Here is a 7,211-nt window from a genome sequence, read left to right as displayed (position 1 = left end):
TTTTGGAAATAAGTTTCCTTTATTGATAAAATTTATTGATGCAAAACAAGATTTATCGGTACAAGTGCACCCAAATGATCAATTATCCAAAGAGCGCCATAATTCATTTGGAAAAACTGAAATGTGGTACATTATGCAATCAGATGCTGGGTCTAGACTTATTTTAGGTTTTAATAAAACAATAGATACAAAGCAATATGTAGACCTTTTAAAACAAAAAAAAATCATGTCGGTTTTAAATGAAGTTCCGGTTAAAAAAGGAGATGCATTTTTTATTGAAACTGGAACTGTGCACGCAATAGGAGCAGGAATTGTGTTGGCAGAAATACAGCAAACTAGCGATATTACGTATAGAATTTACGATTTTGATAGAGTTGATGAGCAAGGTAATGAACGTGATTTACACACAGAATTAGCCGTTGATGCATTAAATTTTAATGATAATATAGCTACAGAAAGAAATTACTCTAAAGAGATAAATACTTTAAATACAGTAGCATCTTGTGAATATTTTAAAACCAACTTTATTCCTGTAAAAGGAATTTTAAGTTTAGATTACTCCAGTACAGATTCGTTTGTGATTTTTATGTGTGTTAAGGGTAGTGCCACAATTTCAATTTTTGGCAACACAGAAACTATTAATTTTGGCGAAACACTTTTAATTCCTGCAACAGCGGAAAAAGTTATAATTAATTCTGACAACTGTGAATTGTTAGAAGTTACGGTTTAAATAACATTCACTTCAATTTCTAAATCAATAGAAAATATTTGCAAAATAGTTTGTTGAATTTGCTGTGCCAGCTTATAAATTTCTTGTCCGGTTGCATTGTTATAATTTACTAAAACCAATGCTTGTTTTTCGTGCACACCAGCATCACCAAAGCGTTTTCCTTTAAAGCCGCTTTGTTCTATTAACCAACCTGCTGGAATTTTAACTTCACTTTCTGAAACTATATAATGTGGAATATCAGGATATTTTTTTTGTAACTTTTTAAATTCAACTACATCAATCACCGGATTTTTGAAAAAACTTCCGCTGTTTCCAATTTTCTTAGGATCAGGAAGTTTACTTTCTCTAATAGCAATAATAGCATTTGATATTTCTTTTAAACTAGGGTTTTCTTTATTGGTTAATTCGCTTTGAATTGCTCCGTAAGAAATATTTATTTGATGATTTTTTTTGGTAAGTTTAAAAGTAACTTTTGTAATAATAAATAAACCTTTTAGTTCGTTTTTAAAAACAGAATTTCGGTAACCAAAATTACAGTCGGAATTATAAAAAACATGAGATTTTCCGGTTGCAATTTCTAAAGCTTCTAATTGATAAAATGTATCTTTAATTTCAACACCATAAGCACCAATATTTTGAATAGGTGAACTGCCAACATTACCAGGAATTAAAGATAAGTTTTCTAAACCGCCATAATTTTGAGAAATACACCAAATAACAAAGTCGTGCCAATTTTCACCTGCTTCAGCGGTAACCAACACATGGTTATTATCAAATTCTTCAACGGTTATTCCTTTTAAATTTAATAGAACTACCAATTTGTCTATCCCTTTTGTTAACAGCATATTACTTCCGCCACTTAACAAAAAGATATCTTTTTCAAAAGAAATTATTTCTTGTAAATCACTTAAGGAATTTGCAGTTACAAAACTTTTTGCCGTTGCGTCAATCCCAAAAGTATTGTAAGGTTTTAAGGATATGTTTTCTAAAATATTCAATTATAACGAATTATATTTTTCTAACCCAGCTTTTAAAATTGCTATAGCTTTAATAATACTTTCTTTATTAAGTACATAAGCTAGTCTTACTTGCGTGGTTCCAAATCCTTCGGTAGAATAAAAACCAGCTCCAGGGGCTACCATTAATGTTTCATTGTTAAGGCTAAAAGATTCTAATAACCATTGTGCAAACTTGTCGGTATTATGAACTGGTAAATCTACCATGCAATAAAATGCACCTTTTGGGGTAGCTACTTTAACACCGTCAATTTTATTTAATTCTTTTACTAATGTATTTCTTCGCTCCTTATATTCTTCTATAACATCGTCAAAATAAGATTGAGGAGTGTCTAATGCTGCTTCACTTGCAATAAGTGCGTATGTAGGCGGACTTAAACGTGCTTGTGCAAATTTTAAAGCTGTTTTTATTATTTCTGGATTTTTAGAAATTAAACATCCAATTCTTGCGCCACACATACTGTAACGTTTTGAAACAGAATCTATTACAATTGCATGTTCTTCTAATCCAAAATTACTTAAAACAGATTGATGTGGTTCTGCTGCATCATATACAAATTCTCTGTAAACCTCATCAGCAATTAAAAATAAATCCCTTTTTTTTACTAAATCAGCTAATTTTTGCATTTCTTCCTTTGAGTAGGAATATCCTGTTGGATTGCCTGGATTGCAAATTAAAATAGCTTTTGTTTTAGGAGTAATTAATTTTTCAAATTCTTCAATACACGGTAATGCAAAATTATCTTCTATATCAGAAATTATGGGAACAATTTTAATATCTGCAGAAATAGAAAATGCAATATAATTTGCATAAAAAGGTTCTGAAATAATAATCTCATCACCTGGATCGGTAATACTTCCTAAAGCAAATAATAAAGCTTCTGAACCTCCTGTAGTAACAATAATATCTTTTGTAGAAGCATTTATATTGTTTTTCTGGTAGTAATTTGCTAGTTTTCTTCTATATTCTTCTGGGCCTTCAGATCTTTCATAAGACAAAACGGATATATCGCTATTTTTAACGGCATTTAAAGCTACTTCTGGTGTTTTAATATCTGGTTGTCCTATGTTTAATTGATATACATGAATCCCTTTTTCTATAGCAGCTTCTGCATATGGAACCAATTTTCTAATTGGAGATTCGGGCATTTTTATTCCTTTTTGAGATACTTTAGGCATTTGGTTTTTTATAGTTAGATTTATTAGCAAAATTGCAAAAATTAAATTAAAATAGATAGAATTTCAATTGATTTTTTTAGATGTTAAAGTTTTAAAAAATAAGGTGATAGTAACATCGCTTTTTTGTAAATTAACAGCATAAAACCTTTTTTTTATAATTGAAACTCAAAAACATACATATAATTTACTTTCTTTTATTTTTTATATGCACTTTTTCTGTTTTTTCACAAGGTAGTTTTAAATTAACGAAATCCAATAAACAAACTATTTCTTTTCAATTATTAAGTAATCTAATTATATTTCCTATTGAAGTAAATGGCAAGGAATTGAATTTTATTTTAGATTCTGGAGTTGGAAATACTATATTGTTTAATATAAATCACAACGATTCAATTCCACTTTTTAATACTAGAAAAATACGATTGCAAGGGCTTGGAAAAGAAGATGCTGTTGAGGCAGTTTTATCAGAAAAAAATATTTTTAAACTGAATAATATTATTGGTAAAAACCAACGCTTATACGTAATTTTTGATGATAGTTTTGATTTGTCATCTAAAGTGGGATTAACAATTCATGGTATTATTGGTTTTGATATTTTAAAGGACTTTGTAGTAATAGTTAATTACGGATCAAAAAAATTAACGTTTATAAGTAAGGAAAATTATAAACCTAAGAAATGTAATAAGTGTGAAACCTTTCCCTTAGAATTTAATAAATTAAAAGCCTATATAGATGTTGGGGTTATTTTAGAAAATAATCCAAAAAAAGTAATTCCGGTTAAGTTATTAATAGACTCTGGAGGAAGTGATTCTATGTGGTTATTTGAAGGTAGTTTACCAGAAATTGTTGCCCCAAAAAAATATTTTAATGATTTTTTAGGAGAAGGTTTAAGCGGATCGGTACATGGAAAAAGATCTATAATAGAAGCATTAATTATGGGTAAATTTAAGTTTAAAAAGCCTACGGTTTCATTTCCAGATTCTGTTTCAGTTACACATGCACGTAAATTTGAAGAAAGAAACGGAAGTATTGGAGCTGAGGTTTTAAAAAGGTTTACTGTAATTTTTAACTATCCAAATAGTGAAATAACTTTTAAAAAGGGAAGTAAATTTAATGCACCTTTTAGATATAATATGAGTGGCATAGAATTGGTGCACAATGGAAAAGTTTTAGTAAGAGAGCAAGATTATAGTAGAATTGGTTTAACTGATAAACTTAATTCAAGTGAGAATAATACCGTTTCATTAGAGTACAGGTTTAAATACGCCTTTAAGCCATCTTATAAAATTCAAAATATTACTGAAGGTTCTCCAGCGCATATTGCAGGATTACAAAAAGGAGATATAATTATTAAAATTAACGGAAAATATACCTATGGTATGAAGTTGGAAGATATTGTAGGCTATTTTTTTAAAAAGGAAAACACTAAAATAAACTTATTAATAGAACGTAATAATCAAGATTATTCCTTTAGTTTTAGATTAAAAAACGCTCTAAAATAATAAAGGCTTTCAACTAGTTGAAAGCCTTTATTGGTTTATTATTTTGTGTTAATTATTTTATAGATGTTGCAGATTTTTCTTTAACAACAGGTGATTCAGATTTTAATACAATTCCTTTTATTCTTAACATTTTAGTTGGTTCAGTAGCATTTGAATATACAGTAATTGCTTTAGAAAAACCTCCAGGAGTATGTGTGTTATATTTCACTTCAATTTCTCCGGTTGCACCAGGCATAATTGGTCCCTCAGGTTTTTTAGGTACAGTACAACCACAACTAGACTGAATTCTTTCAATTACTAATGGCGATTTTCCTACGTTTTTAAATTTAAAAACACGTGTTCCGTTTGCATCAACATTAATTGTTCCGTAATCAATTACATCAGTTTCAAACTCAAAAGCTGCAGCATTTGCATCTGTAGTTGTTGTTTTTTCTTGTGCATTTATGGAAATTGATACAAGTCCAATAAAAAGTAATAGTGCTATTTTTTTCATTTTTTTTTCGTTTTAATATTGTAAAGTTAGTTATTTTTTTAAGTTTTCAAAATATTTTGTGTTATCTCTTATAATTGTACATTTGCACATTATATTACAAATATCAGACCAAAATGAGTTTAGCTACAAAATATAGCCCGCAAGACATAGAAAGTAAATGGTATAACTATTGGATGGAACACAATTATTTCCATTCTACGCCAAATGAAAAAGAACCTTATACTATTGTAATTCCACCACCAAACGTAACTGGAGTATTGCATATGGGGCATATGTTAAACAATACAATTCAAGATGTTTTAATTCGTCGTGCGCGTTTAAAAGGATTCAACGCTTGTTGGGTTCCTGGAACCGATCACGCTTCAATTGCTACAGAAGCTAAAGTAGTTGATAAGCTAAAACAACAAGGTATAAATAAAGTCGATTTAACAAGAGATGAGTTTTTAAAACACGCCTGGGAATGGACTGATAAGCACGGAGGAATTATTTTAGAGCAATTAAAAAAATTAGGTGCTTCGTGCGATTGGGAACGTACTAAGTTTACTATGGATGCCGATTTAAGCGAAGCAGTAACTAAAGTTTTTATCGATTTATATAAAAAAGGATTGATTTACCGTGGTTATAGAATGGTAAACTGGGATCCATCTGCCAAAACAACTTTGTCTGATGAAGAAGTTATTTATGAAGAGCGTCAAGGTAACTTGTATTATTTAAATTATAAAATTGAGGGTTCTGATGATGTTTTAACCATTGCAACTACACGTCCTGAAACTATTTTAGGAGATTCAGCTATTTGTATAAATCCAAATGATGAGCGTTTTACACATTTAAAAGGTAAAAAAGCAATTGTACCAATTTGCAATAGAGTAATTCCTATTATTGAAGATGAATATGTAGATATTGAGTTTGGTACAGGTTGTTTAAAAGTAACGCCAGCACACGATCAAAACGATAAAATTTTAGGAGAAAAGCACAATTTAGAAGTGATTGATATTTTTAATGATGATGCAACCCTAAATTCTTTCGGATTACATTACGAAGGAAAAGACCGTTTTGTAGTTAGAAAAGAAATTACCAAAGAATTAGAAGCATTAGGTTGTTTAGTAAAAATTGAGCAACATTTACATAAAGTTGGAACTTCAGAAAGAACTAAAGAAGTTATTGAACCTAAAATTTCAGCACAATGGTTTTTAAAAATGAAAACTATTGTAGAGCCAGCTTTAAAAGCAGTGCTGGAAGATGAAGAAATTAAATTTTTTCCAAAACATTATAACAATACTTATCGTCATTGGTTAGAAAATATTCGCGATTGGAATATTTCTCGTCAATTGTGGTGGGGACATCAAATTCCGGCTTATTTTTATGGTGATGGTGAAAATGATTTTGTAGTTGCGGAAACTATTGAAGAAGCTGTAGAATTAGCAAAGCAAAAAACCAACAACCAACAACTTACAACTAGTGATTTAACTCAAGATCCAGATGCTTTAGATACGTGGTTTTCATCTTGGTTATGGCCAATATCGGTTTTTGATGGAATTCGTTTTCCTGAAAATGAAGAAATAAACTACTATTATCCAACCAACGATTTAGTTACTGGTCCAGATATTATTTTCTTTTGGGTTGCCAGAATGATTTTTGCTGGATACGAATTTAGAAATGAAAAACCTTTTTCTAATGTGTATTTTACAGGAATTGTTCGTGACAAACAACGTAGAAAAATGTCCAAATCATTAGGTAATTCACCTGATCCAATTGAATTAATGGAACAATACGGTGCCGATGGTGTGCGTGTTGGAATGTTATTGTGTTCAGCAGCAGGAAACGATTTATTATTTGATGAAGAATTATGTGCACAAGGACGTAACTTTTCTAACAAAATATGGAATGCTTACCGTTTAGTAAAAGGGTGGGAAGTATCTGAAACTATTGAGCAACCTAGTTCTTCAGCCATTGCTATTGAATGGTACAAAGCTAAGTTTCAACAAGTGTTGGCCGATTTAGATAGTTCATTTGAGCAATACCGTTTAAGTGAAGCCTTAATGAATATCTATAAATTAATTTGGGACGATTTTTCGTCGTGGTTCTTGGAAATGGTAAAGCCAGAATACCAAAAACCTATTGATGCAAAAACGTATAAAGCTGTTATTGGATTTTTAGAAGATAATTTAAAAATATTGCATCCGTTTATGCCATTTTTAACTGAAGAAATTTGGCAAGATATTACAGAAAGAACTCCAGATCAAGCGTTAATTATTGCGGAATATCCAAAAGTTGAAGCTTATAATACTAAC

Annotated in this window: 6 protein-coding genes; 3 read left to right on the top strand and 3 right to left on the bottom strand. The window is 30.1% G+C overall.

The annotated features are described in order from the left end of the window. The coding region (locus tag ABY298_RS13685) for a type I phosphomannose isomerase catalytic subunit (RefSeq protein WP_372746621.1) at window positions 1–730 on the top strand (730 nt) is incomplete at its 5' end. On the opposite strand, the gene murB is transcribed toward ABY298_RS13685, so the two are convergent. Both murB and ABY298_RS13675 read right to left on the bottom strand, forming a co-directional pair. Next, window positions 727–1,728, bottom strand: a complete 1,002-nt coding sequence (gene murB, locus ABY298_RS13680; protein WP_372746620.1) for a UDP-N-acetylmuramate dehydrogenase — start codon at window positions 1,726–1,728, stop codon at window positions 727–729. The genes ABY298_RS13685 and murB overlap by 4 nt on opposite strands. Next, entirely contained in the window at window positions 1,729–2,925 is a 1,197-nt protein-coding gene (locus ABY298_RS13675) for a pyridoxal phosphate-dependent aminotransferase (RefSeq protein ID WP_372746619.1), read from the bottom strand. 326 nt (window positions 2,926–3,251) lie between these two features. Between ABY298_RS13675 and ABY298_RS13670 the strand changes: the two genes are divergently transcribed. After that, window positions 3,252–4,427 (top strand): PDZ domain-containing protein, encoded by a 1,176-nt coding sequence (locus tag ABY298_RS13670; protein ID WP_372746618.1) that lies wholly within the window; start codon window positions 3,252–3,254, stop codon window positions 4,425–4,427. Window positions 4,428–4,479: 52 nt separating this feature from the next. Here the strand turns inward: ABY298_RS13670 and ABY298_RS13665 are convergent, their stop codons facing one another. After that, window positions 4,480–4,920, bottom strand: coding sequence for a DUF1573 domain-containing protein (locus ABY298_RS13665; RefSeq protein ID WP_372746617.1), 441 nt, complete (start codon window positions 4,918–4,920; stop codon window positions 4,480–4,482). Between the two features lie 113 nt (window positions 4,921–5,033). On the opposite strand from ABY298_RS13665, the gene ABY298_RS13660 reads away from it, so the two are divergent. Then, window positions 5,034–7,211 (top strand): valine--tRNA ligase (locus ABY298_RS13660; protein ID WP_372746616.1); only part of this gene is annotated, 2,178 nt, incomplete at its 3' end.

Origin of the sequence: Lutibacter sp. (assembly GCF_041596795.1) — a bacterium.
In the GTDB taxonomy this organism is placed as follows: Bacteria; Bacteroidota; Bacteroidia; order Flavobacteriales; family Flavobacteriaceae; genus Lutibacter.
Note: the sequence above shows the minus strand (reverse complement) of the source record. Positions and strands in the feature narration are given on the sequence as shown.